The sequence below is a fragment of the Nitrospirillum amazonense genome, from assembly GCF_007828035.1.
Lineage (GTDB): Bacteria > Pseudomonadota > Alphaproteobacteria > Azospirillales > Azospirillaceae > Nitrospirillum > Nitrospirillum amazonense.
The window spans coordinates 816107-841011 of sequence record NZ_VITV01000001.1 but is presented as its reverse complement, the minus strand read 5'-3'; the positions used below and the strand labels follow the sequence as shown (position 1 = coordinate 841011).

At 69.1% G+C, this 24905-nt stretch carries 23 protein-coding genes and 1 tRNA gene; 18 read left to right on the top strand and 6 right to left on the bottom strand.

From position 1 onward, the window contains the following. Positions 1–107: 107 nt before the first annotated feature. From FBZ87_RS03555 to FBZ87_RS03505, 11 genes are all read left to right on the top strand, one after another. Complete coding sequence (locus FBZ87_RS03555; RefSeq protein ID WP_246134215.1) at positions 108–2738, top strand: fimbria/pilus outer membrane usher protein; 2631 nt, start codon at positions 108–110, stop codon at positions 2736–2738. Between the two features lie 170 nt (positions 2739–2908). Next, positions 2909–3880: a spore coat protein U domain-containing protein gene (locus FBZ87_RS03550; protein WP_186454549.1), complete on the top strand. Its 972-nt coding sequence runs from the start codon at positions 2909–2911 to the stop codon at positions 3878–3880. A 120-nt stretch (positions 3881–4000) separates the two neighbouring features. Then, complete coding sequence (locus FBZ87_RS03545) at positions 4001–4501, top strand: spore coat protein U domain-containing protein (RefSeq protein WP_186454548.1); 501 nt, start codon at positions 4001–4003, stop codon at positions 4499–4501. A 108-nt stretch (positions 4502–4609) separates the two neighbouring features. Then, on the top strand, positions 4610–5554 hold the full coding sequence (locus FBZ87_RS03540; protein WP_211106830.1) for a peptidylprolyl isomerase: 945 nt from the start codon (positions 4610–4612) through the stop codon (positions 5552–5554). A 195-nt stretch (positions 5555–5749) separates the two neighbouring features. Beyond that, a complete protein-coding gene (locus FBZ87_RS03535) occupies positions 5750–7387 on the top strand; it encodes a sigma-54-dependent transcriptional regulator (protein ID WP_145608948.1) in 1638 nt (545 codons plus the stop codon). A 17-nt stretch (positions 7388–7404) separates the two neighbouring features. Continuing rightward, entirely contained in the window at positions 7405–7728 is a 324-nt protein-coding gene (locus FBZ87_RS03530) for a hypothetical protein (protein WP_145608947.1), read from the top strand. Positions 7729–7827: 99 nt separating this feature from the next. Then, positions 7828–8019: a hypothetical protein gene (locus tag FBZ87_RS03525; RefSeq protein ID WP_145608946.1), complete on the top strand. Its 192-nt coding sequence runs from the start codon at positions 7828–7830 to the stop codon at positions 8017–8019. A gap of 6 nt (positions 8020–8025) precedes the next feature. Then, positions 8026–9654, top strand: a complete 1629-nt coding sequence (locus FBZ87_RS03520; RefSeq protein ID WP_145608945.1) for a tetratricopeptide repeat protein — start codon at positions 8026–8028, stop codon at positions 9652–9654. Beyond that, the gene (locus tag FBZ87_RS03515) at positions 9651–10598 is read left to right on the top strand and encodes a hypothetical protein (protein WP_145608944.1); all 948 of its coding nucleotides are present in this window, start codon (positions 9651–9653) and stop codon (positions 10596–10598) included. The genes FBZ87_RS03520 and FBZ87_RS03515 overlap by 4 nt, the downstream gene beginning before the upstream one ends. A gap of 138 nt (positions 10599–10736) precedes the next feature. Then, positions 10737–12278, top strand: coding sequence for a tetratricopeptide repeat protein (locus FBZ87_RS03510; RefSeq protein WP_145608943.1), 1542 nt, complete (start codon positions 10737–10739; stop codon positions 12276–12278). 77 nt (positions 12279–12355) lie between these two features. Further along, on the top strand, positions 12356–13408 hold the full coding sequence (locus FBZ87_RS03505; RefSeq protein WP_145608942.1) for a glycosyltransferase: 1053 nt from the start codon (positions 12356–12358) through the stop codon (positions 13406–13408). 5 nt (positions 13409–13413) lie between these two features. Here the strand turns inward: FBZ87_RS03505 and rfbC are convergent, their stop codons facing one another. The 3 genes from rfbC to FBZ87_RS03490 are packed head-to-tail and all read right to left on the bottom strand — an operon-like array spanning position 13414 to position 15055. After that, complete coding sequence (rfbC, locus tag FBZ87_RS03500; RefSeq protein ID WP_145608941.1) at positions 13414–13968, bottom strand: dTDP-4-dehydrorhamnose 3,5-epimerase; 555 nt, start codon at positions 13966–13968, stop codon at positions 13414–13416. A gap of 59 nt (positions 13969–14027) precedes the next feature. Further along, the gene (locus FBZ87_RS03495) at positions 14028–14837 is read right to left on the bottom strand and encodes a tRNA1(Val) (adenine(37)-N6)-methyltransferase (protein ID WP_338424088.1); all 810 of its coding nucleotides are present in this window, start codon (positions 14835–14837) and stop codon (positions 14028–14030) included. Beyond that, positions 14834–15055 (bottom strand): putative signal transducing protein, encoded by a 222-nt coding sequence (locus FBZ87_RS03490; protein WP_088872728.1) that lies wholly within the window; start codon positions 15053–15055, stop codon positions 14834–14836. The genes FBZ87_RS03495 and FBZ87_RS03490 overlap by 4 nt, the downstream gene beginning before the upstream one ends. Before the next feature lie 194 nt (positions 15056–15249). Here FBZ87_RS03490 and FBZ87_RS03485 point away from each other — a divergent pair, with 194 nt between their 5' ends. Then, the gene (locus FBZ87_RS03485) at positions 15250–16272 is read left to right on the top strand and encodes a polyprenyl synthetase family protein (protein ID WP_145608940.1); all 1023 of its coding nucleotides are present in this window, start codon (positions 15250–15252) and stop codon (positions 16270–16272) included. Positions 16273–16406: 134 nt separating this feature from the next. Here the strand turns inward: FBZ87_RS03485 and FBZ87_RS03480 are convergent. Then, positions 16407–16483: transfer RNA gene (locus tag FBZ87_RS03480), tRNA-Pro, on the bottom strand. A gap of 280 nt (positions 16484–16763) precedes the next feature. Here FBZ87_RS03480 and FBZ87_RS03475 point away from each other — a divergent pair. Next, complete coding sequence (locus FBZ87_RS03475; RefSeq protein WP_145608939.1) at positions 16764–17072, top strand: hypothetical protein; 309 nt, start codon at positions 16764–16766, stop codon at positions 17070–17072. Positions 17073–17191: 119 nt separating this feature from the next. On the opposite strand, the gene FBZ87_RS03470 is transcribed toward FBZ87_RS03475, so the two are convergent. Continuing rightward, on the bottom strand, positions 17192–18406 hold the full coding sequence (locus tag FBZ87_RS03470; RefSeq protein ID WP_246134214.1) for a pyridoxal phosphate-dependent aminotransferase: 1215 nt from the start codon (positions 18404–18406) through the stop codon (positions 17192–17194). A 52-nt stretch (positions 18407–18458) separates the two neighbouring features. Here FBZ87_RS03470 and FBZ87_RS03465 point away from each other — a divergent pair, with 52 nt between their 5' ends. Further along, the gene (locus FBZ87_RS03465) at positions 18459–20111 is read left to right on the top strand and encodes a M48 family metalloprotease (RefSeq protein ID WP_246134213.1); all 1653 of its coding nucleotides are present in this window, start codon (positions 18459–18461) and stop codon (positions 20109–20111) included. A gap of 84 nt (positions 20112–20195) precedes the next feature. Here the strand turns inward: FBZ87_RS03465 and FBZ87_RS03460 are convergent, their stop codons facing one another. Beyond that, positions 20196–21200, bottom strand: coding sequence for a DUF3369 domain-containing protein (locus tag FBZ87_RS03460; RefSeq protein ID WP_211106829.1), 1005 nt, complete (start codon positions 21198–21200; stop codon positions 20196–20198). Positions 21201–21470: 270 nt separating this feature from the next. Between FBZ87_RS03460 and FBZ87_RS03455 the strand changes: the two genes are divergently transcribed. From FBZ87_RS03455 to accC, 4 genes are all read left to right on the top strand, one after another. After that, on the top strand, positions 21471–22268 hold the full coding sequence (locus FBZ87_RS03455; protein ID WP_145608936.1) for a DsbA family protein: 798 nt from the start codon (positions 21471–21473) through the stop codon (positions 22266–22268). Positions 22269–22481: 213 nt separating this feature from the next. After that, positions 22482–22940: a type II 3-dehydroquinate dehydratase gene (aroQ, locus tag FBZ87_RS03450; RefSeq protein ID WP_145608935.1), complete on the top strand. Its 459-nt coding sequence runs from the start codon at positions 22482–22484 to the stop codon at positions 22938–22940. A gap of 121 nt (positions 22941–23061) precedes the next feature. Next, positions 23062–23517: an acetyl-CoA carboxylase biotin carboxyl carrier protein gene (gene accB / locus FBZ87_RS03445; protein WP_145608934.1), complete on the top strand. Its 456-nt coding sequence runs from the start codon at positions 23062–23064 to the stop codon at positions 23515–23517. Positions 23518–23536: 19 nt separating this feature from the next. Further along, entirely contained in the window at positions 23537–24886 is a 1350-nt protein-coding gene (gene accC, locus FBZ87_RS03440; RefSeq protein ID WP_145609094.1) for an acetyl-CoA carboxylase biotin carboxylase subunit, read from the top strand. The last annotated feature ends 19 nt before the right edge of the window (positions 24887–24905 follow it).

The window sequence follows — 24905 nt, the reverse complement described above, 5'->3', positions numbered from 1 at the left end:
CGGCGTTGCGCCTGTCGCGCCTGAATACCGGTAACCGCTTGACTGGCGGCGCCTTTCCCCTTGACCGCCCCGGCCGACTGCGCCGGGGCGCCCTTGTTTGCACCCTCATGGCGCTGCTGGCCGCTGTGCCGGCGCTGGTCGTGTGTGGGGGGGCGCGGGCCCAGACGGCCCCGCCGGCCAACCAGAACACGGAGGCTCTGTTCGAGAAGGCCTTCGGTAAGAAGAAGAAGGCGGAGAAACCCACCACCCTGGACCTGCCGGTGAAAGTGGAGGGGCGTGAGGTCGGGCAGGTGCCGGCCAAGGTGGCGCCCGACGCCGCCGAAACCCAGGTGGACCTGAACCGCCTGGCCCTGCTGCTGCGCGATTTCGTCCAGGCCAAGGTGCTGAGCGACCTGGTGGCCCAGGCCGGGCCCGACGGCTATGCCAAGCTGGGCGCGCTAAGCCTGGGTGGGCCGGCCGGCGGCCCCAGAAGCGGACCGGGTGCGGCCGCCATTTCCATCACGGTGGACCCCAAGGAGCTGACCCTGTCGGTCAAGGTGCCGCCGCAGCTGCGCGCCGTGCGCAACCTGACGGTGGTGAACCGCGCCAACGCCGCCAGCGGCTACCAGGTGCTGGAGCCGGCGGACGCCGCCGCCTACATCAACCTGCGCACCGCCCAGGTCTTCCTGGCCCAACCCGCCACCGACAGCGGCAACTACCGTCAGCCCCTGAACATCGGTTTGGATGGCGGCGGTAACATCGACGGCTGGTCCTTCGAATGGGAGGGGCAGTACCAGGAACAGTACAGCCACCACTTCATGCGCGGCACCGCCCGGCTGATCCGCGACTTTCCCGAGGACGCCGTGCGCCTGCAGGCCGGCGACCTGGATTATTCCATCACCGGCATCCAGACCAACCGGCCCCTGACCGGCCTGTCCATCGCCCGCAATTACACTCTGCAGCCCTATCGCGCCATCCAGCCCACGGGCAGCCGCGACTTCATCCTGGATTCGCCATCGACGGTGGAGGTGCTGGTGAACGGCCGCCCCACCCGCGTCTTCCGTGAGGACGCGGGCCCCGTGAACCTGTCCGACTTCCCCGGCACGTCCGGCACCAACGATGTGCAGGTGCGCATCACCGACGCCTATGGCCAGACGCGGACCATCGACTTCCCCTTCTTCTTCGATTCCGAGCTGCTGGCCGAAGGCGTGTCGGAGTTCAACTACACGGTGGGCATTCCCTACACCACCGGCAGCGATCGCCTGATCTACGACCGCAGCCGCCCCACCTTTTCCGCCTATCACCGCCAGGGCATCACCGATGACCTGACCCTGGGCGCCAGCCTGCAGGCGGACAAAAGCCAGCAGGTCATAGGCACTGAGGTGCTGTTCGTCACCGGCCTGGGCACCATCGGCATCAACCCCGGCGCCAGCCTGGGCGCGTCGCGCGGGGCGTCGGTGGACCTGACCTACCGCAACTATACGAATGACGAGCAGTTCTATCAGCAGCGCACCCTGACGGCGCAGGGCAGCTGGCGGTCCGGCGGTTATGCCAGCCTGGGCACCCTGGACCCGCGCAACACCGTGTCCTACGACCTGGCCGCCCGCTATGGCCAGCCGCTGGACGAGGATCTGACCGCGACGCTCAGCGGCCGCTACCAATTGGTGCGCGATGACAGCCAGATCGACGGCTATTCGGTCGATCTGGGCTTCCGCCGCCGTTTCGGGCGTCATGCCACGCTGGAGCTGACCTTCAGCCGGGCGCGCAACACCGTGACGCGCGAGGCCGACAACAGCGCCTACCTCGCCTTCCGCTACACGTTCGGCGACGGCGTCCAGTCCGCCGGCTTCACCATGGACACGCTGAGCCGCCAGCGCGAGCTGGACTGGCGCTACCAGGATCCCTGGCCCACGAATTCCTGGAACCTGGGCGTGGACGCGACCAACACCACCGGCACCTACCAGGCCAGCGGCTCCGTCGGGTACACCATGGACCGGTTCGAAGCCTCCGTCCGCCATGACTACAGCCAGCGCCTGTCCACCCTGGACGGGCCGCTGCAGAATGATGAGCGCACCACCCTGAACTTCGCCACCGGCCTAGTCTTCGCCGATGGCCATGTCGGCGTCACCCGGCCCGTGACCAACAGCTTCGCCCTGGTCGTGCCCCATCCCCGCATCGCGGATGAGGAGATCGGCGTCGATCCCGTCACCGGCCACTACCTGTCGTCCAGCGACTGGCTGGGCCCGCCGGTGGTGCCCAACATCTCCGCCTACCTGGTGCGGCCGCTGCTGCTGGACGTGCCGGACGCGCCCATGGGCTATGACATCGGCAACGACCGCCCGGCCATCGTCCCCGGCAACCACACCGGCACCCTGGTGCCCATCGGCACCGACGCCACCGTGTCGCTGGATGGGGTGCTGCTGGACCCGGAGGGCAAGCCCGTGCCGCTGGCGGCCGGCGTCCTGCACCGCACCGACGGCAAGGGCGTGAAGGCCGCCAACGCCAAGGACCCCAAGGCCGGGCAAGAGGTGCAGTTCTTCACCAACCGCAAGGGCCGCTTCCGGGTGGAGGGCGTGCGCCCCGGCGAGTGGCAGATGCAGCTGATGGGCGTGCCGCACAAGCCCATCCCAGTGACGGTGCCGGCCGAGGCCGAAGGCATGTTCCCGCTGGGCACGCTGAAGCTGGAGGCGCTGCCCGGCCAGACCATCAACCTGTCGCCCACCAAGCCGGCATCGACGACGGGAGGCGGACCCTCATGAGAAACCAGACCTTGGGGATCATGGGGATAGGGTTGGGCCGCCAAGCCGCGAAGCATGCCCGGCCGGAACGTTTCTTGCTTGATGACGCGGCATCGCCCGACGGCCTCCGCCGCCGGGCCCATCCCCTTGACCGGGTGCGCCCGGTCGGGGACGCCGCTATTTTGGATGCCATGGACCAGCCGACCCGCCTTCGCCCTCCCTTTGCCGCCCGGTTCCAGGGCGTCCATTTATGGGCCCTGCTGGCGCTGACCCTGCTGATGGCCCTGCCTGCCACCCCGGCCCGCGCGCTGCAAACGTGCTTCGCCCAGCTGAGCGGCCTGTCGCAGGTGACGCCGGTTACCAGCTACGACCCGTTCGCGGCCCTGCAACCCCCGACCTACAACACGGTGACGGTGCAGTATATCGCCGGCAGCAACTGCACCTTCGGCATCGGCATCGACAGCGGCCTGTGGGGCAGCACGCGGCGCATGCTGGGCCTCAGCGGCAATTGGCTGAGCTATGACCTGTACAAGGACGCGGCGCTGACCCAGCGGGTGGGCGACTATGGCACCGGCAACGTCAGCAACCTGATCACCGGTTCGGTCAACAACGGCCGAGGCACCCAGACGGTCACCACCGGCTTCTATGCCTCCGTCCCCGCCGGCCAGCTGGTGGGATCCAACTACTACTTCGATCAGGTGACGGTGACGCTGTACCAGCTGAACAGCTCGGGCAACATCGTCGCCGTCATGGACAGCGCCATCGTCCAGGTGCGGGCGACCGTGCGCACCTCCGTCTCCGCCACCGTCAATGTCGGCGGCGTGCGCACCAACCTGGGCGCGTCGGCCGCCAACGTGGATTTCGGGGAGCTGACCACCGGCGCCAGCCGCAGCTTCGACCTGGAGGTGTCGGGCAACACCGGCTACAGCGTCTCCATCCAGTCGCAGAACGGCGGCCGATTGGTGAATGACAGCGCCGGCACCTCGATTCCCTACAGCATGACCGTGGACGGCCGGGGCGTGCCGTCCAGCGGCACCACCCTGACCTATTACAGCTATTCCAGCCTGGACCGGCACACCTTCATCGTCGTCATCGGCGACGTCACCAAGGTCATCGCCGGCACCTACACCGACTATCTGTTGATGACGGTTACGGCGAACTGACGTAAGCTCTGGATCAGCGTCCAGGATCGCCCATGTGATCCGACGCGGGGGCCGCAGAAGGCGGTGACCCCACATGAACGACAGATGGCCCCGGCCCCGCCGGTGTCCTTGGAGACTAAAATGTCCCAGCATCTGCCCGATACGCCCCATGCCCCCGCGCATGGTGTTTGTTTGGCCCTGACCGTCGCCGCCACCCTGGCCCTGGCCTCCGCCGCCTGGGCGGCCGGCACCAGCGGCACCATCCACATAGGCGCCACCGTGCCCACCGTGTGCACCGTCGCGGTCACCGACAGCAACGCCACGCTGGACCTGGTCAACGGCCAGAACGCCGTGACCGTGGGATCGGTGACGGAGCAGTGCAACGCCGGCAGCGGCTATACCGTCTCGGTCGCATCGGCCAACAGCGGCACGCTGAAGAGCAGTGCCACCGGATCCGGCGCCGTAGCCTACAACCTGACCTACGACAACACGGCCGCCGCCAAGAACGGGTCGCTGACCACGGACCGGTCCGGTTCCGGGCAGGCCCGCCAGGGCACCCTGGCCGTCAGCTTGCCGGGCAACAACCAGGCCGTGGCCGGGCAGTATCAGGACACGGTCACCATTTCGATCGCCGCGAAATAGCCCTTCAAATCACTTGCCCTTGGCCAGGCCCAGGACCGATCCTGCGGCCTGAAAGGTGGCCCCCCTTTTCCGGGTGAGATGGCCGCCACGATGAATGAAGGGGAAGCGATGCGTCGTTCGATGGTAGCCGCCCACCTGGCGGCAGCCCTGGTTTGCCTGTCCGCCACCGTCAACGCCGCGGACGCGGCCAAACCCGCCGCGCCCAAGCCAGCAAAGACCGGCCCCATCGCGGCCGACGTGCTGGCCGCTTCCAGCCCCTCGGATTGGCGCTCCCCCGACCCGGAAAACCTGCTGTACATGGATCTGGCCCAGGGCCGGGTCATCATCGAGCTGGCGCCCGCCTTCGCCCCGGCGCATATCGACAACATCCGCAAGCTGGTGCGCGAGGGCTGGTTCGACGGCCTGGCCGTTGACCGGGTGCAGGACAACTACGTCACCCAGTGGGGCGACGCCGACAACACCCGCACGCCCAGGACGGCGCAGACCAAGCTGGCGCCCGAATTCGTGGTGCGTGGTGCCGCCGTGGCCAAGCTGGCCTTCACCCCCTTGCCCGACCGCGACACCTACGCCCCCGAGGCGGGCTACAGCGACGGCTTCCCCGCAGCACGCGACGCCAAGGGGCAGCAGGCTTGGCTGGTCCATTGCTACGGCATGGTGGGCGTGGGCCGCGACATGGCGCTGGACACGGGCAGCGGGGCGGAACTGTACGCCGTCATCGGCCAGGCGCCGCGCCACCTGGACCGCAACATCACCGTCGTGGGCCGGGTCCTGCGCGGCATGGACATCCTGAGCAGTCTACCGCGCGGCACCGCCGCCCTGGGCTTCTATGACAAGCCGGAACAGCGCGTTCCCATCACCAAGGTGCGGTTGGCGGCCGACCTGCCGGCCGACCAACGCGAGAAGCTGACGGTGCTGCGCACCGACACCCCCACCTGGGCCGCCTATGTCGAGGCACGGCGCAACCGGCGGGAGGACTTCTTCCCCGTGCCGGCGGGCCACGTGGACGTTTGTAATATTCCCCTACCCATCCGTATGGCGGACGCGCCCAAATAAGCCCCATAGGGTAGAAGCGGGGGCATCAACGGCCGCCCGACCCTAACCCAAAGAACACGTCGGCGTCGTTGCATCCTGCAAGGTCCGGCGTTGACAGCGCTGGGCGATTGCTTGAGAAACTGCAAGCTGCAATGCCTGACGCATTTCCGGTATGGATAGGCGCTGGCTTCAAGTCCCGGTGAAAGCGTCCGCCCTATGGAAACCCGTCCGCGCCGTGTCCTGATCGTCGAACCCACGCCGTCCCTGGCCGCCGCCTACAGCCAGGCGCTGCGCAAGGATGGGCATGCCCTGCAGGTGGTGGACACGGCGCCGGCCGCCCGCCGCGCCCTGGCGGAGGCGCCGGCCGACGTGGTGCTGCTGAACCTGCAGCTGCCGGGCGGCAACGGCCTGGATCTGCTGAAGGAGCTGAAGGCCGACGCCAAGGCGCCGCAGGTGGTGGCGCTGACGGCCCAGGGCTCGGTGCAGATGGCGGTGGACGTCATGCGCGCGGGTGCTGTCGACGTGCTGCTGCTGCCGGCGGGTACGGAGCGCCTGCGCCAGGCCATGGCCGCCGCCTTGGCCGAACGGGCGAAGGTGCTGGAAGCCGCCCCGCCCGCCGCCCCGGTGGAGGATCCGCTGGGCTATCTGGGCTTCGTCGGCACCTCGCCCGCCATGCGCGGCGTCTACCGCATGATCGAGGCGGCGGCGCCATCCAAGGCCACGGTGTTCATCACCGGCGAGAGCGGCACGGGCAAGGAGGTCTGCGCGGAGGCCATTCACCGCCGCAGCCCGCGCGCCGGGCGCCCCTTCATCCCGGTGAACTGCGCCGCCATTCCCAAAGACCTGATGGAAAGCGAGATCTTCGGCCACGTGAAGGGCGCCTTCACCGGGGCGACGACGGATCACGCAGGCGCGGCGTTGCAGGCCGACGGCGGCACGCTGTTCCTGGACGAAATCGGCGAGATGGACCTGTCGCTGCAGGCCAAGCTGCTGCGTTTCCTGCAGACCGGCATGGTCAAGAAGGTGGGCAGCGAAAAGGCGGAGGCCGTGGACGTGCGCATCGTCTGCGCCACCAACCGCGACCCCTTCGCCGAGGTGCAGGCCGGCCGCTTCCGCGAGGACCTGTTCTACCGCCTGCAGGTCATTTCCATCGAGCTGCCGCCCTTGCGCGACCGCGGCGACGACATCCTGATGATCGCGCGGGAATTCCTGGCCAAGTACACGCAGGAGGAACGCAAGTCCTTCACCGGCTTCAGCGATGAGGCGGAGGAGATCATGCGCACCTACAACTGGCCGGGCAACGTCCGCCAGCTGCTGAACGTGGTGCGCAACGTCGTGGTGCTGAACGATGGCGCCGTCATCCAGCCCTTCATGCTGCCGCCGCCGCTGAACAAGCCCACCATGATCGTCCCGCCCATGCTGAACGACCCGCGTTGGGCGGCCATGGCGGGGCCCATGCCCTTCCCCTTCACGCCGCCGCCGGCCGCGAATCTGGCCGGCCCCGCCTCTGGGGGAACGCTGGGCGGCGTGGCGCCAACCGGATTCGGCCTGCCGCCGATGGCGCCGTCGGCACCGGCGCCGGGGGGGGTGTCGGTGGGCGGTGCCCGCATCCCCGGCGTTCCCGCCGGCGCAACCAGCTGGGCCGCCCCCATTCCGCTGGACGATGCGCCCGCCGCCCTCGAGACCGATCCCAATCCTGAGCGCCGCATCCGGCCGCTGTGGATGGTGGAGGAGGAGACGATCGAGGAAGCCATCCGCCTCTGCCAGGGCAACATCACCCGCGCTGCCGCGCTGCTGGAGATCAACCCCTGCACCATTTACCGCCGCCGCCAGAAGAAGCGCGCCACGGCCTGACGTCCAAGGAAACGGTCATGATCACGGAAATCCGGCACATCATCTTCTCCAATGACGAGCTGAAGCTCATCTTCCAGACCGTGCCGCCGGAGGAATTCGACGCCGGCCGCCGCATCCTGAGCATTCAGGTGGTCGAAGGTCCCCCCCCGACGGTGAAGCTGACCAGCGAGCTGCCCACCGGCGGCGGGCGTGAGGTGATGCAGCTGGAATCCTACCAGCTGGCTCGCCTGATCGTGGCCTACTGCCAGAAGAAGCGCATCCCCCTGCCCAAGGACGCGCTGAAAACCCTACACGCCCAGGGTGACCAGCTGTGCTTCAGCATCATGAGCTCGCTCAGCTAGCCAAACCTTCACGACTCTATCTCTTGAGCGGCCGGCCGATCGGCGCGATAGTGCGAATGATGGGCCGGCCCCGAAGGGCACACCCCCGGAGTAGTTGAGATGCAGATCGACAGCCAGGCCGCCGCGGCCACCGCCGCCAACGTGCTTCAGGCCAGCCTGAAGTTCCAGGTGCAGGCCCTGAAGCAGACCACGGACGCCCAATCCGCCGTCGCCACCGAACTGCTGACCGGGCAGAGCGCCGGCCCCGCCCCCACCGACGGTCGCGGCCAGCTGGTCGACATCAGCGCCTGACCCCCCTTGGCGTCCCTGTCCGAAGTACTGTCCACCGCAGTCGCCCATCATGGCGCCGGCCGCTTGGATGAAGCGGAGGCCATTTACGCAGCCATCCTCGAGCAGGTGCCGGACCAGATCGACGCCCTGCACCTGACGGGAGTCCTGAGACTGCAGCGGGCGGTTAGCATGACGCCAGCCGACCCCGCCCGAATCGCGGCCGGCGTGAACCTGATCCGCCGCGCCCATGCCCAGCCGGGCGCCACCGCCATCCCCGACATCGCCACCAACCTGGGGCGCGGATTGAGCGCCCTGGCCCGCGCATATGCCAGAACGGACGCCCGGACCCGGGCGCTGGAAACCCTGCTGGAGGTGGAGGAGCTGGGCCTGCCCCTGACGCCGGCCGACCGTTTGACCCTAGCCGATAACTTGTCGCTGGTGCAGGCGGGAACGGAGGCGGAGGGGCATTACCGCGCCCTGCTGTCGGCTGGCCCAGTCGCAAGCGCTCAGAATCTGCCGGCCCGGGTGGGTCTCGCCCAATTGTTGATCGCCCGGCAACGTCGGGCCGAGGCCTTGTCCCTGCTGGACGGCTTGCCGCCACCGGATTCGCCCCAGGCCACACCCAATCCCAGCGCCCAAGCCGTGGCCCAGGGCCTACGCGCGCAGTTGTTGATGACTTCAAGGCCGGAGGACGCCGCTGCCGCCCTGGTCCATATGGAAAGCATCGGGGGTGCCAGCGCCGAATTGCGCCACCTGTCGGGCAAGCTCCTTCAGACCCAAGGAGATATCACGGGCGCCCGTGCCCTGTACGCCCAGGCCCTGGCGCTGGAGCCAGGTCACGCCGAGGCCCGGCTGGCGCATGCCGAGGCCTGCCTGCGCCTGGGGGCGTGGCGGGACGGCTTCGCCGATCTTTCCTGGCGCTGGATGCGTCCGACCGCCGCCCGCCTCTATGGCTCCATCCCCCTGTGGGAACGGGCCGACCAGGACGTTTCCGGACGACGTCTGCTGGTCTGGGACGAGGCGGAGCTGGATGTCCTGCCCCACCTGGCCCGCTTTCTGCCCCGCCTGCGGGATCGGGGCGCGGAGGTGATCGTGGAGGTGTCGCCCGGCTGGGCCGCCCTGCTGCCCACGGGGCCGGGCCAGCCGTTGGCCGGCATCACCGTCGCCACGCGGGGAACGGATGCGGTGCGCGCCGATTTGCAGGTGCCCCTGCAGGAACTGCCCGACCGTTTGTCGCTGTGGGATGCCGGTGACTTCTGGACCGGCCCTTACCTGGCGGCGCCGGCCGGCATACCGCCGCAGCCCTTCACCGGGCGGGGGGTGGGGGTGGCCGCCAACGTGCCGCCACACCTGGCGCCGCCCTTGCCGCCGGGCGTGACGGCCGTGCCCTTGGCCGTGCCCGACACAAACCAGCCCGAAGCCTGGGGCCGATTGGCGGCAACCCTGGCCGCGCTGGACGCCGTGGCGCTGCCGGCCGGCCCGCTGGCCCACCTGGCCGGCGCCATGGGCCGCCCAGGCGTGGTGCTGGTGCCGTTGGATGCCGACTGGCGCTGGCCGGCGGCGGCCGAGCGCACCCCGTGGTACCCGTCGCTGCGCCTGGTCCATGCCGCCAGCTGGCCCGCCAGCCTGGGCCCGAACCTGGAATCGCCGTCATGAGCGGCATCCTCTATGTCACCGGCGCCGATGAGCGCTATTTCGCCACCACCCTGCTGCTGCTGGAAAGCTTCGCCCGGCAGTTGCCGGACGCGCGGCTGATGGTCTGCGACTATGGCCTGGGCCCCGGGCAGCGCGCCTATCTGGCGGAACGCGGACAGCTTCTGCCCCGGCCCCCCGGTTTGCCGGAAACCCTGCATCCCTATGCCAAGAAGGCCGCCATCCTGGACTATGTCGGCGACCTGCCCTGGCGGGCGCTCTGCTGGATCGATGCCGACATGCTGGCGGTCGGTCTGAATGACGCCGTCATGGCCCAGCTCCTCCAGCGCCTGGAGGCGGGCGGCGCCGACATCGCGCTGACCACCGACATCAACAGCCTGACCCTGTCCGACGTGGCGGCCATGGACAAGGGGGGCACCGGCATGGCGCCCTTCCGCGCCCTGCTGGCCGAGAGCGCCGCCACCCCCGCCGCGCCCTATATCAGCGTGGGCTTTTGGCTGTGCCGGTCACGGGATCTGCTGGTCGAATGGGACCGGCGCAGCCGGGGGATGCGGCCGCATTCCCTGTTTGAGCAGAACGTCATGGCCCTGCTGATCCACGGGCCACGCTGGGGCCATGCCGGCCGGGCGCTGCTGCTGGATCCGGTGGAATGGCAACCGCAAAACCATCTGCTGCCGCTGATCCGCCCGTCCGGCGACGGCTATGGGGTGCGGGGCCGCACCGTGCGGCTGGTGCACTGCACCTCCTGCGGCTACTGGTTCATGGATGTCTATAAAAGCCATGTCGAAGTCAACGGACGGGCCTTGGCCGGGTATTTCCGCATCCTGCATAATCCGGCGTTGCGCGCCCTGCAGACGGACCTTTTGCATGATCATGTGACGCGCCATGGTGACGCACTGGCCCGCCACGGTCTGCTGGGGGATGCGCCGGCCGGGCGAAATCCCTGAAATAACCGGTGAATCGGCGCCCAGTGGGCATATCTTGCCTCTGTTCACCAGCGGCGGCGCCCCCTATCCTCTCGCGATGAGAGAAGCAAGGCGGGCCCCAGGGGCAATCCCGGGACGGGGCCGGCCGGCGGAGGAAGCATGACCGACACGACCGACAGCACGCCCGCCACCCCGGAAGACGCGGCCGCCCTGACCCTGCAGGCGGAAGGCCTGGCGGCACTGGAAAGCGGCGACAACGCCCAGGCGGTATCCCTGCTGACCCAGGCCGTGGGCCTGCGCCCCGACGATGCCGTCCTGCGGGCCGACCTGGGCATGGCCCTGGAACGCCAGCAGGATAACGAGGGCGCCAAGGGCGCCTACGCCATGGCCGTGGCGCTGGATCCAGACAACCCCATTTATCGCTTCAACCTGGGCGCCGCCTGCCAGCGCCTGGGCCAGGGCCATGAGGCCGCCACCCATTACCTGGACGCGCTGGAGCGCGAACCCATGCTGGCGGAGGCCTATTTCAACCTGGCCACCCTGTTCCAGGACGCCGGCCATCTGGACATCGCCGAGCAGCACTATCGCAACGCCCTGGAGGCGCGACCGGCCTATGTCGAGGCCGCCGCCAACCTGGGCCTAGTCCTGCGCCGCCTGGGCCGCCTGGGCGAGGCGCTGGATTACCTGCGCGCCACGGCCCAAGCCCAGCCCGACGTGGCGCAGACCTTCTCCAACCTGGGACTGGTCCTGAACGAGGCCGGCCAGTACCAGGAGGCACTGGCCGCCTTCGATCGGCTGGCGGCGCTGCGCCCCTTCGAGGCCGCCCCGCATGTGGGCCGCGCCCACGCCCTACGCGGCCTGGGACACCTGACCGAGGCGGCCACCGCCATCCGCCAGGCGCTGAGCCGGCCGGAACCGACCATTTCAGCGGAGCTGGAAGCGGCGCAGATCGCGGCCGCCCTGCAGGCCGGCGGCAACGGAGCCGCCGCCCAGGCCCTGGTGGGCGCGTGGCGGGCCTGCGGCGTCACCCCCATCCTGCGCCATACCGAGGCCGCCCTGGGCGTGGCCCCCACGCCCCCGAGGGCCGACCCCGCCTATCTGCAGCAGATGTACGACGCCCAGGTCGCGATGTTGACGGAGCAGACGGTGGCCAGCGCCGCCGCCACGCTGTCGCCGACCCTGGCCAGCACCTTGGCGCGTCACCTGGGACCGGCGGCCGGCACCCTGCAGGTGCTGGAGATCGATTGCGGCGTGGGCGCCCTGGCGCCGCTGCTGAAGCCGTACGCCAGCCATCTGGTGGGCGTGCACCCGTCCGACCCCGCCCTGCGAATGGCGGCCCGCAGCGGACTGTATGACCAGCTGGTGCATGGCGACCACGCCCAGGTGCTGGAACAGTCGGCCGACAGCGCCAACCTGATCGTATCGACCGACATCGCCAACCATCTGGGCGACCTGGCGCCCCTGGCCGCCGCGGCCGCCGACGCGCTGCTGCCCGGCGGCGTCCTGGCCCTGGTGATGGACGCGGCGGAGCCCTGGGCCCCCGCCGTGACGCTGAAGGAAAACGGCCGCTATCTGCATCGCCGCGACGCCGTGGAGACGGCCCTGCGCCAGGCGGGCCTGGCGGTCGTTGAAGCGGTACCCCTGCCGCCCGCCACCGCCGCCGGGGTGGAGCGTCTGCTGGTCGTGGCCCGCAAGGGCTGATCACGACCCCCTTGCGTCCGCCCGCCATGTCGCCACTTCCGCCCCCCGCCCCCAACCCTACGGGGCGGGTATTGGCCTTGCCCCGCTATGACCGGCTGGGCGCGAGCAGCCGGCTGCGCTTCTTCGATCCGCTGCCCCACCTGGTGGCGGCGGGCCTCGACGTGAGCACGGCGCCCTTTTTCGACGACGACTACCTGCGGCGGCTGTACGCCGGCCAGCCGGCGAAGGGCTGGCCCCTGGCCGGCCGCTACCGTCGGCGCATAGCCGCTCTGAGGGCGGCTGGGCGAACGGATCTGCTGTGGATCGAGAAGGAGGCGCTGCCCTGGCTGCCGGCGGGGGCGGAGCGCTTGCTGTTCGGGGGCCGGCCCTACGTGCTGGACTTCGACGACGCCTGGCACCTGCGCTATGCCGGCCATCGCCTGGCGCCGGTGCGCGGGCTGCTGGGCGACAAGCTGGAACGGCTGGTGGCGGGGGCCGCCTTGACGGTGGTGGCCAACGAGGCCCTGGCCGCGTGGGCGGAAGGGGCGGGCGCCCGGCGCCTGTTGCGCCTGCCGACACCGGTGGACTTGGCCCGGTATCAGGCGGCACCGGCGCCGGAGCGGACGGCGGCCGGGTTCCGTGTCGGCTGGATCGGCACACCCTCCTCCGCCCGCTACCTGGCGGCACTGGCCGAGCCGCTGGCGGCGCTCGCGGCCAGCGGCCCCCTGACCCTGGTGACCGTCGCCAGCCGCCCCATCGCCCGGCCCGGCGTGCCGGAGGAGTTCATCCCCTGGAGCGAGACGGGCGAGGCGGAGGCCCTGGCCGGTATCGACGTCGGCATCATGCCCCTGCCCCACACGCCGTTCGCGCAGGGCAAGTCGGGCTTCAAGCTGCTGCAGTACATGGCCGCCGGCAAGGCGGTGGTGGCCAGCCCGGTGGGAGAGAACCGCCGCATCGTGGCCGATGGCGTCACCGGCCTCTGGGCCGACAGCCCGGAAGGCTGGGTACAGGCGCTGGAAGCGTTACGCACCGACCTGGATTTGCGCAACCGCCTCGCCGCAGCCGGCCGCGACCTTGTGGCGCGGGAATATGACTTGGCCGTCCTGGGCCCCCGCCTGGCGGCGGCGCTGGCCCAGGTGGCCAGGGTCTGAAACATTCAAGCCGGGAACGGCGTGCCGATGTCCGCCAGGGTGGGCTGCTTGCCGTCCTTGTCCGACAGCACGGCGCCGGCGAACTCCGGCCACGGGATGCCCAGCGCCGGATCATTCCACAGCAGGCCACGGTCATGGGCGGGGCTGTAAAGCGCCGTCACCTTGTAGGCGATCTCGGTATCGGGGACGAGGGTGCAGAAGCCGTGGGCGAAGCCCACCGGTACCCACAACTGCCAGCCTTCCTCGGCGTCCAGTTCCACGGCGACGTGGCGGCCATAGGTAGGGGAGCCCTGGCGCAGATCCACCGCCACGTCCAGGATGCGGCCGCGAATGACGCGGATCAGCTTGCCCTGGGCCGCCGGCGCCAACTGGAAGTGCAACCCGCGCACCGTGCCCTGAATCCGCGACAGCGACTGGTTGTCCTGGACGAAGGGACCCGTGATGCCGGCTGCCGTATGCTTCTCGTCGTTCCAGGTCTCCACGAACCAGCCCCGCTCGTCGCCGAAGCGACGGGGCTTCACCATGACCAGGCCATCGATGTCCAGGCGCTTCACGTCCATGCTGGGTTCCCACTTTATCTGCCGGTTGTGCCGTGCCGCCCGGGATACGCCGGAGGCCATCAGAAGTCCAGGGCCGCGCCGTGCCGCAGCACGGCGTCGGCCGCCGGCGTGTAGCGCCCGCCCTCGTCATGCAACACCAGGCCCGACAGCAGGCGGGCCGGGGTGCGGGCCCCCAGGCGGGCGCGAACGATGACGCGCTTGGCCTCCGTCCCGGCGCGGGGCCACAGGGGATATAGCACCACGGCACCAAAACGGCCGGCCAGGCGGGCCAGGATCTCATCCACCCGGTCGGCACGATGGATCATGGTCAATGTGCCGCGCGGCGCCAGCAGGCGGGCCGCCGCCGCGACCCAGGTGGCGAGATCGGCCGTGCCCTCGCCATGCGATACCGCCTTGCCCGCCCGTGGGGAACGGGTATGGCGGCCACCGGGATAAAAGGGCGGGTTGGTCATGACATGGTCGAAGCGGCCACCCACCAGGTCGGGATCCGATCCCGGCGGCAAGTGAGCCGGCGCCAGGGCGGCGTCGCCCAAGGTGATGCGTACGCGCGGCGCGACACCATTGAGCTCGGCATTGCGCCGGGCGAGGTCCGCCGCCTCAGGCTGCAGCTCCAGTCCCGCGATGCGCACACCGGGCAGCCGGGCGGCGAGACAGAAGGAGGCGGCACCGGTGCCGCAGCCCAGGTCCAATACCCGCTCAGCCCCCTCGGCCGGCGTGGCGGCGGCCAGCAGCACGGGGTCGATGGCGGCTCTATATCCTTGCGCCGACTGCAACAGACGCACCCGCCCGTTCAGCAGACGATCCTCGGTGATGCCGCCGTCCGCGCAATCCTCCCTCCGGGGTTCCGCGGCGGCGGGCGCGGGAATCACGGCGCGGCCTCCAGCTGCGCCCGTGCCACGGCCAGCGCGGCGGTGGCGGCCGTGACGGCGCCATCGGCCACCATCAGGCGGCGCGGAATGGCGCTGATGCTGCCTTCCACCGCGGCGGTGTAGTCGTCCAGCAGCACGGCCTCGATGCCGGCGTCAGCCAGCACGGCCCGCGCCCAGGATATCTCCACCGCGTTGTTGCTGGTCAGGATGGGTTGCATGAAGGCCTCATAAGAAGTGCGCCGGTTGGCGATGCATCGGGTGCTGATTGACGCACGCGGCATAGATGGGGGGCGGCGATGTGGTCTGCCAGCTTGACCACGGGGGTTGCGCCGGTATGCTCGCTGTCCTATCCAGGGCCGTCAACAGGTCTGCGTTCCGCCACCGTTGGCCCCTACTGGCAGGAGTTCGTTTCGTGGCCGTCGTCACCCCCCTCGATCCCAAGCGCCGGAAGGCTGGCACCGATGCCCTGGAGGCGCTGGTGGAGCTGGTGGCGACCGACCTGGCGGCGGTCAACGACCTCATCATCCGCCGCATGCATTCCGACGTGGAGATGATCCCCCAGCTGGCGGGCTACATCGTGGCCAGCGGCGGCAAGCGCCTGCGCCCGGTGCTGACCCTGGCCGCCGCCCGACTGTGCGGCTATCAGGGCGAACGCCACCAGCCGCTGGCGGCCTGCGTCGAGTTCATCCACACCGCCACCCTGTTGCACGACGACGTGGTCGACGAAAGCGACCTGCGCCGCGGCCAGCCCTCGGCCAACGCCGTCTTCGGCAACAAGGCCAGCGTGCTGGTGGGCGATTTCCTGTTCTCCCGCGCCTTCCAGGTGATGACGGAGGACGGGTCGCTGGACGTGCTGCGCATCCTGTCCAGCGCCTCCGCCGTCATTTCCGAGGGCGAGGTGTTGCAGCTGATCACGGCCAACGACACCACCACCAGCGAGGAGGCCTATCTGGAGGTCATCCGCGCCAAGACGGCGGAGCTGTTCGCCGCCGCCTGCCGCATCGGCGCCGTGGTGGCCGGCCGCCCCGCGGCGGAGGAGGAGGCGCTGCGCAGCTACGGCCTGAACCTGGGCATCGCGTTCCAGGTGGTGGACGACGTGCTGGACTATTCCGCCGTGCAGGCCCGCTTGGGCAAGTCCATCGGCGACGACTTCCGCGAGGGCAAGATCACCCTGCCCGTCGTCCTGGCCTTCCGCCGGGGCGATGACGAGGAACGCGCCTTCTGGCGCCGCACGCTGGAGGACATCGACCAGCGGGATGGCGACCTGGAGCACGCGCTGAGCCTCATGCAGCGTCACAACACCCTGCGCGACAGCGTTGAGCGCGCCCGCCATTACGGTGCCATGGCCCGCGACGCCCTGGGCCTGTTCCCCGCCAGCCCCATCAAGCGCGCCCTGCTGGACGTGATCGACTTCGTCGTCGACCGGGATTTCTGACAGCCCGCTTCAGCCAGATTCTCGAAAAGGCGCGCCCTCGACCGGCGCGCCTTTTTGTTTGGCTGTGGATGCCATCGCCCCAAAAGCGAAACGGCCGGCTTCGGGAGAAGCCGGCCGCTTGTGCGTCCCTGAGATGGTCGGAGAGAGAGGATTCGAACCTCCGGCCCCTGCCTCCCGAAAGCAGTGCTCTACCAGGCTGAGCTACTCTCCGTCTCGGGGTGGGCGGGTATATATCGACATCCGCCGGCCGCCGCAAGCCCTCTCTTTCATCCAATCGCACATCGCCACCGCATGGGTGTCCCGCAGGGGGTACGGGGGCGACCTGTTGCTCATCGGCCACAGGGCACCAAGAGTCTGCGCCTGCCCCGCGAAGTTCCGGTTCTCGCCATGGTTCCGCCACGGTTGGCCGTGAATTTCAATTCCACGCCCATCAGTCGTTCGGCCTAGCAACAGACGCCGCTCAGGGCCGATCGTTTTATGGAGGTGGTATTATGACGACCGTTCGCAGCCTGCTCACCGGCCTGTTCCTGGGCCTGCCCTTCCTGGTCGCCCCCGCCATCCTGGTCGCTGCACCGCGCCCCGACGTCGCCGCCGTGGCACAGGGGACGCCCGCGCCGGCCGCGACGCTGGCGGCCACACCCTCCGGCAAGCTGACGGTCATCCCTGCCCACCTGCCCACCCACATGGACGGCGGCGGCAAGGCGGGCGGGCTCGCCGTGCCCTGCAAGGCCACGACCACCACCATCATCAAGGCCCATGCCGGACGTAGCGTCCCGCATCAGCTGATCGCCTTGAACTGATCAGCGCCTATTGGGATAGGTGCCGGCACCCCAACGACCGGCCCGCCCACCCGAGCATTCCTCATGAAGGTTGAAGTGCCGAAGGGCCGGTCAGCACCGCTGCTGACCGGCCTTTTGTGTTATGCCCGCCAGGCCTTGAGGCGGCGCGCGGCCTCCACCATCTCGGACTCGGCGCCGGCGAAGCTGATGCGTACGGTGTGATGGCCGCGCAGGGGGTCGAAATCCACCCCCGGGGTCAGGGCGACCCCCGTCTCATTCAGCAGACGGGTGCAGAAGGCCTGGGAATCATCCGTGCGGTCGGAAATGTCGGCATAGATGAAAAAGGCGCCGTCGGCCGGTGCCAGCTTGCCGAATCCGGCGGCGGGCAGCAGGTCCAGCAGGATGTCGCGGTTGCGGCGGTAGCGCGCGACATGGCCCTCCAGCTCTTCCACGCAGTCGAAGGCCGCCGCCGCCGCGTGCTGCGACAAGGTGGGCGGGGAGATGTAGAGGTTCTGCGCCAGGCATTCCACCGACCGCACCAGCCGCTCCGGCACCACCGCCCAGCCCAGGCGCCAGCCGGTCATGGAAAAGTATTTGGAGAAGCTGTTGATGGTGATGGCGCCTTCCCCCCCGTCCACCGCCAGCGCCGTGGCCGCCGGCACCGTGCCGTACTCGATGCCGTGATAGATTTCATCGGAAATGAGCCAGACGCCATGGCGGCGGCACCAATCGCCCAGGGCGGCCATGGCGGCGGGGGCCAGCATGGTGCCGGTGGGGTTGGAGGGGCTGGCCACGATCAGCCCCCGGATGGGTCCCCCGCCCTGCGCCAGCAGGCCGTCCAGCAAGGCGGGCGTGGGCTGGAAGCGCGTCTCGGGCCCGGTGGGCAGCTCCACCGGCACCAGGCCGGCCGTCTTCAGGATGTTGCGGTAGGCGGGATATCCCGGGGCCGCCAGGGCCACGCGGTCGCCCGGGTCGAAGGCCGCCAGGAAGGCCAGGAGGAAAGCGCCGGACGACCCCGTGGTCACCACCACCCGGTCTGGGGAAATCACCACCCCATGGCGATCTTGGTACCAACGTGCTATGCCCTCTCTCAAGGCTGGCAGGCCCAGGGCATCGGTGTAGGCTAGGCGATCGGCGGCCAGGGCGTGGGCGGCCGCGGCGATCACCCCCTTCGGTGCCGGGGTGGACGGCTGGCCTATTTCCAGATGCAGGACGTCGCCGCCGGCGGCCTGCCGTGCGTTGGCGGCGCGCAGCACCTCCATCACCATGAAGGGAGAGATGGTGCTGGCGCGTATAGCGACAGCCGGGCGCCTCGCCGCGCGTGGAAATTCATCCTTGGAGTATGTAGGGATCATACCTTACCGCTCGCCTGTTCGGGTATCGACGGCACCGCCGATGGAATTGACAATGTTCTTGCGACCGCGCCGCCTTGCCCGCCTGATCCTGGTCAGCCTGCTGTCCTCGGCCCTGGCCGTGGAGCCGGTGCTGGCCCAGGACCGCGGCATCAACCTGGTGCGTGACGCGGAAATCGAGCACACGCTGCGCGTCTTCGCCACCCCCATCTTCCGCGCGGCCGGTATCGTTCCCGACGCGGTCACCCTGGTCCTGGTCAATGATGACGAGCTGAACGCCTTCGTAGCGGGCGGCCAGAACATGTTCGTCAACACCGGCCTGATCATGGCGGCCGACACGCCGGAACAGCTGATTGGCGTCATGGCCCACGAAACCGGCCACATGGCCGGCGGCCACCAGGTGCGCTCACGCGACGCCATCGAGAACGCCGTCATCCTGTCCACCCTGGCCACGCTGCTGAGCGTGGCGGCGGCCATCGGCGGCACGCGTCGGGGCGATGGTGGTGGTGCCGCCATGGGCGGCATCGCCGGCGCGCAGGAACTGGGCGCCCGGTCCTTCTTCGCCTTCAGCCGCGCGCAGGAGGCGTCGGCGGACGAGGCCGGCCTGTCCTACATGGAGGCCAACGGCTATTCGTCCAAGGGCATGCTGGAGTTCATGGAGAAGCTGCGCCGCCAGGACGCCGGCCTGCCGCAGACCAAGCAGGTGGAGTTCCTGATGACCCACCCGCTGACCAAGAACCGCGTCGAATACATCGAGAACTTCGTCGACCACATCTCGAAATTCACCAACGCCAAGATGCCCTCGGCCTATTACGACATGCACCAGCGCATGCGGGCCAAGCTGTACGGCTTCATCCATCCCGACCTGGCCCTGCGCAAGTATCCTGAGAGTGATACCAGCGTCCCGGCGCGCTACGCCCGGTCCATCGCCTATTACCAGGTGGGCGACATCAACAAGGGCCTGAAGATCGTCGACGGCCTGATCGAGCAGGAACCGAAGAATCCTTACTTCTATGAGCTGAAGGGCCAGATCCTGTTCGAGAACGGCCGCGCCAAGGAAGCGGTCGACCCCTACCGCAACGCCGTCAAGTATGCCCCCGACAGCGCCCAGCTGCGCATGGCCCTGGGCCACGCCCTGCTGGAGGCCGGCGATGATAAGCTGGTGCGCGAGGCCATCGATGTCCTGCGCTCCTCCGCCCGGGATGAGCCGTTGGTGGAGCTGACATGGCTGTTGCTGGCCAGCGCCTACGCCCGCGCCGACATGGCGCCGCAGCTGGCCTATGCCCGCGCGGAAGAGGCTTTGGCCCGGGGCGATATCCGCGCCGCCCGCTATCACGCCGACCGGGCTGAGCAGATGCTGCCGGCCGGGTCGCCCGACTGGGTGCGGGCCCAGGACATCCGCGTGCTGGTGGAAAGTCGCCTGCCGCACAACATGCGTCCGCAACTAGCGCCCAGCAGCGGCCTGGCCTCGCCCGACACGCCCATCATCTCCACCGGGCGCATGCCGGAAGACGCGCTGTCCACCGGCGGAATCTCCGCCATCGGGGCGGGCTTTCCCAGTGTCGCCGACCTGCCCAACGCCACCACCATCGGCAGCGGCCCCACGGGCCTGGGCACGTTGGGGACGGGAACCCCGCTGGGGGGCCCGATGGTGGGACCGCCCTTGGGCGGCGCGGGCCGTGGCGGTCCACAACCCGGCGGGCGCTGATCCTTATCCGCCGCTTTCTTTTTCAGTCACCGCAGCGGGCTTGCCGCGCCGCCAAAGCCCAACTGCCCAGTTCACTGGGGCCTGTCAGGCGGGGTCGCGCGCCTGTTCCAGGGCCCAGGCGGTGACCAGCGCATCGGCGATGCGCATCATCATCAGCAGGGCCAGCCGGCGCGCGATCTCATCCAGGGGGCGCGCCAGATGCAGATGCAGCATGGCGACCGCCCCGGCATGGGCGCCACCGCCGCTGGAGGCCTGGGGAGTCAGCGGCCAGGCCAGCGTCATGGCGTCGTCGGTGAACTCGTGCCGCAGGTCGCCGGGGCTGCGCAAGGCCGTGGCCAGGGCGCCGGTATCGGCCACGGTGGCCAGGGGATGGCCGGCCGCGTCCTGATAGCGCCCGCGCCCCGCCAGGATGCGCGCCGACAGCCGGTCGGCGCCATAGATGACGCAGAACAGGCCATCCGCCGGCTGCTCCAGCACCTCGGCCATCTGGTCCAGCGCGGCGGCCGCCGCCGAGGACGGGCCGGACAGGGCCATCTGGCACAGCCCCAGGCCCGCCACCCGTTCCATGCCCAGGCAGGAGCGTTCCAGCGTGCGGATATGGTGGTAGGCCCGCAGCGCCGTGATGGTGGCGGTGACCAGCTTGCGCGCGGTCAGTTCCGTCTTGGCCTTGTAGTCGTTCACGTCATAGCCGGCGATCACCGCATCTTCCGGCGCCTGGCCCGGCTGGCCCGTGCGCAGGATGATGCGCACCGCCCGGTTGCCCAGCTCGTCACGGATGCGGGGCACCAGCTTCAGGCCCGCGTCGTCGCTTTCCATCACCACGTCCAGCAGGATCATGGCGATGTCGTGTTCCCCCTTCATGACCTCCAGCGCCTCGGCGGCGGAATAGGCGGAGATGAAGGCCAGGCCGCGGCCCTGGAACGCGAACTTGCGCATGACCAGTCGGGTCATGGCATGGACCTCGGGATCATCGTCGACGATCAGCACCTGCCAGGGCGGCATGCCCGGAACCAGTTCCGAGACCTCGTCGGCCTCGTCCTCTTCCTCGTCCTGGAACAGGAAATCGTCGTCATCATCCGCCATGGTCATGGCCAACCCCACCGTCGTGCCCGGGCGCGGAAGCGCATCCCCGCCGGCGCGGTCCCTCGTGACCCGGGCCTGTCCATGACCGCACAGCGCCGCGGCCCTGGCAAGCGCGACGATAGGTAGCCTACAAACGTAGGCGGCGGCCGGTTCGCGCACGACGCCGCACCCGGGTCCCGCCAAGGCTTGCGGCATTGCGCCCCGCCGCCGGCTGGTCCATGCTGCCGGCCTTCACCGTTCCCCGAAGGTTCGGGCCGCAAACCGGAGTTCGTCTCGATGTCGCGTACCATCGCCGCCACCCTCTACGCCACCGTGGCGCTCGCCGGCCTGGCGGTCGTCAGCCCCGTCTTCGCCGCTGACAAACCGATGGGCGACAAACCGATGAGTGACAGGCCGGTGGCCGACAAGGGCCCCTACGACAAGGCGCAGGTGGAACAGATCGTCCACGACTACCTTCTGGCCCATCCCGAGGTGATCGCCGAGGCGGTGCAGGCCCTGCAGGACAAGAGCGAGGCGGAAGAGGCCAAGGCCGCCGCCGACGCGCTGGTGAAGCACAAGGATGAGCTGTTCGCCTCCAAGACCTCTCCCGCGGGCGGCAACTTGAAGGGCGACGTGACGATGGTGGAGTTCTTCGACTACCAGTGCGGCTACTGCAAGCACACCCAGCCGGAGATGGACGCCGCCATCAAGAAGGACGGCAAGGTCCGCATCGTCTACAAGGAATTCCCCATCCTGGGCCCGGCGTCGGTCATCGCCGCCAAGGCCGCCCTGGCCGCCAACATGCAGGGCAAGTACGACACCGTGCACGCGGCGCTGATGGCCGCCACCGGCAAGCTGGACAAGGACCGCATCCTGTCCATCGCCAAGGACGCCGGCGCCGACACCGACCGCCTGGCCAAGGACATGGAGTCCCCAGCGGTGCAGAAGGAGATCGACGCCAACCTGGCGCTGGCCGACGCGCTGAACATCCACGGCACGCCGGGCTTCGTCATCGGCAACACCCTGGTGCCGGGCGCCATCGGCGCCGACGCCTTCAAGGATCTGTTCGCCAAGGCCCGCAGCGCCAAGAGCTGATCCCCGATCGGTCACGCCAGCAGGCGTCAGGCCGGTTTTCTGGGCGATAGGCGGACAGCGGGGCGCATGGGCGGTCCCCGCCGCATGTGTGCGTGGATTCTTGCCCCCGCTGCTGCCCGTGTTATAAAGCGCCCTTCGACGAACGGCGCGCGGGGGACGCATACCCCCCCACGTTCGGTTTTTGAGACGTACGTACGCAAAGGCGATACATCCTTGGCCATCGCGCCCTCCGTCCTGATCCTGAACGGTCCGAACCTCAACATGCTGGGGATTCGCGAGCCGCACATCTATGGCGCGGAGACGCTGGAGGATATCGAGAACGCCTGCCAGGAGACGGCCGCGCGCCTGGGCCTGGAGGTCGATTTCCGCCAGTCCAACCATGAGGGCGAACTGGTCACCTGGATTCAGGAGTCCCGTGGCGAACACGACGCCATCATCCTGAACGCCGGCGCGTACACACATACATCCATCGCCATCCACGACGCGCTGAGCGCCGTGGGCCTGCCGGTGGTCGAGGTGCATTTGAGCAACATCTTCCGGCGCGAGCCGTTCCGGCATCATTCCTATGTGTCGCCGGTCGCGAAGGGCGTCATCTGCGGCTTCGGCTCGCAGGGTTACCTGCTGGCGCTGCAGGCGGCGGCCCGCCTGATCGACAGCCCACCACCCGCGTGACCCGTGACAGGGCAACCGTAACGCCGGCACCGGCGCAGCACCTACGGGCAACCGGCCTAACCCAACAAATCGATCGACCCATCGGCGGCTTAACCGCAGCCCAGTACCCAGGATCATGACAATGGCGACCTTCGAACTCGACAGCGAATTCGTCCGCAAGTTGGCCGAGCTTCTCGGCGAGACCGGTCTCACCGAAATCGAATACGCGGAAGGCGAAAAGCGCATCCGCCTGTCCCGCGCGGCACCAGCCGCCGCCGTGGCCCCGGTCGCCGTGGCCGCCGCCCCGGTGGCGGCTGCCGCCCCCGCCGCGGCCCCGGTGGCCGCCGTGCCCCCGGCCCAGCACCCGGGTGCGGTGAAGTCCCCCATGGTCGGCACCGCCTACCTGGCACCGGAGCCGGGCGCCGGCACCTTCGTGAAGGTCGGTGACGCGGTGAAGGTGGGCCAGACCCTGCTGATCATCGAGGCCATGAAGGTCATGAACCCGATCAAGGCGACCAAGGCCGGCACCGTGACCCAGATCCAGGTTGGCGACGCCCAGCCGGTCGAATACGGCGAAGTCCTGCTGATCATCGAGTGAGGGTTTGACCATGGGCGGCCTGTTCGAAAAGGTCCTGATCGCCAATCGCGGCGAGATCGCGCTTCGCATCCACCGCGCCTGCCGCGAGATGGGCATTAAAACCGTGGCGGTGCATTCCACCGCCGACGCCGACGCCATGCACGTCCGCCTGGCGGACGAGAGCGTGTGCATCGGCCCGCCCTCGGCCAAGGAAAGCTACCTGAACATTCCGGCCATCCTGTCGGCGGCGGCCATCACCGGGGCGGACGCCATCCACCCCGGCATCGGCTTCATGTCCGAGAACGCGCAGTTCGCGCAGATGGTGGAGGAGCACGGCTTCGCCTGGATCGGCCCGTCCCCGGAACACATCCGCATCATGGGCGACAAGGTCACGGCCAAGCGCACGGTGCTGGACCTGGGCCTGCCGGTCGTCCCCGGTTCCGACGGCCCGGTGGAGACGGTGGAAGCGGCCCTAGTGAACGCCAGCCGCATCGGGTACCCCGTCCTGATCAAGGCGGCGGCCGGCGGTGGCGGCAAGGGCATGAAGGTGGCCTGGAGCGAGTCCGAGCTGCGGGAGGCCTATCAGCTGGCCCGGGGCGAGGCGCGCGCCGCCTTCGGCAACGACCAAGTCTACATGGAAAAGTACCTGGCTAAGCCGCGCCACATCGAAATCCAGCTGCTGGGCGACCACCACGGTACCGTGGTGCATTTCGGCGAGCGTGATTGCTCCATCCAGCGCCGCCACCAGAAGGTGGTGGAAGAGGCGCCGTCGCCGGCGCTGAACGCGGAAGAGCGCGCCTTCATCGGCAACCTGGCAGCCAAGACGGCGGCGGCCTTCGGCTATCGCGGCGTCGGCACGATGGAGTTCCTGTACGAGAACGGGCAGTTCTACTTCATCGAGATGAACACCCGCCTGCAGATTGAGCACACCATCAGCGAGATGGTCACCGGCGTCGACCTGGTGCGTGAGCAGATCCGTGTGGCCACCGGCGCACCGTTGGGCTACGGCCAGGACGACATCAAGTTCAACGGCCATTCCATCGAATGCCGCGTGAACGCTGAGAACCCGGTGACCTTCGCCCCCAGCCCGGGCAAGATCGACGGCTACCACGCCCCGGGCGGCCTGGGCGTGCGCGTTGACAGCGCCCTCTACGATGGCTATCGCGTGCCGCCGCACTATGACAGCATGATCGCCAAGCTGATCGTCCACGGGAACAGCCGTAACGAGTGTCTAATGCGCCTGCGCCGCGCCATCGAGGAATTCGTCATCGGCGGCATCGACACCACCCTGCCCCTGCACCAGCGCATCATCGCCCAGCCGGACTTCATCAACGGCGACTATGACATCCGCTGGCTGGAGGAATGGATGAAGAACCAGCCCGCCGGCTGATTTTCATCCTTCGGCATCG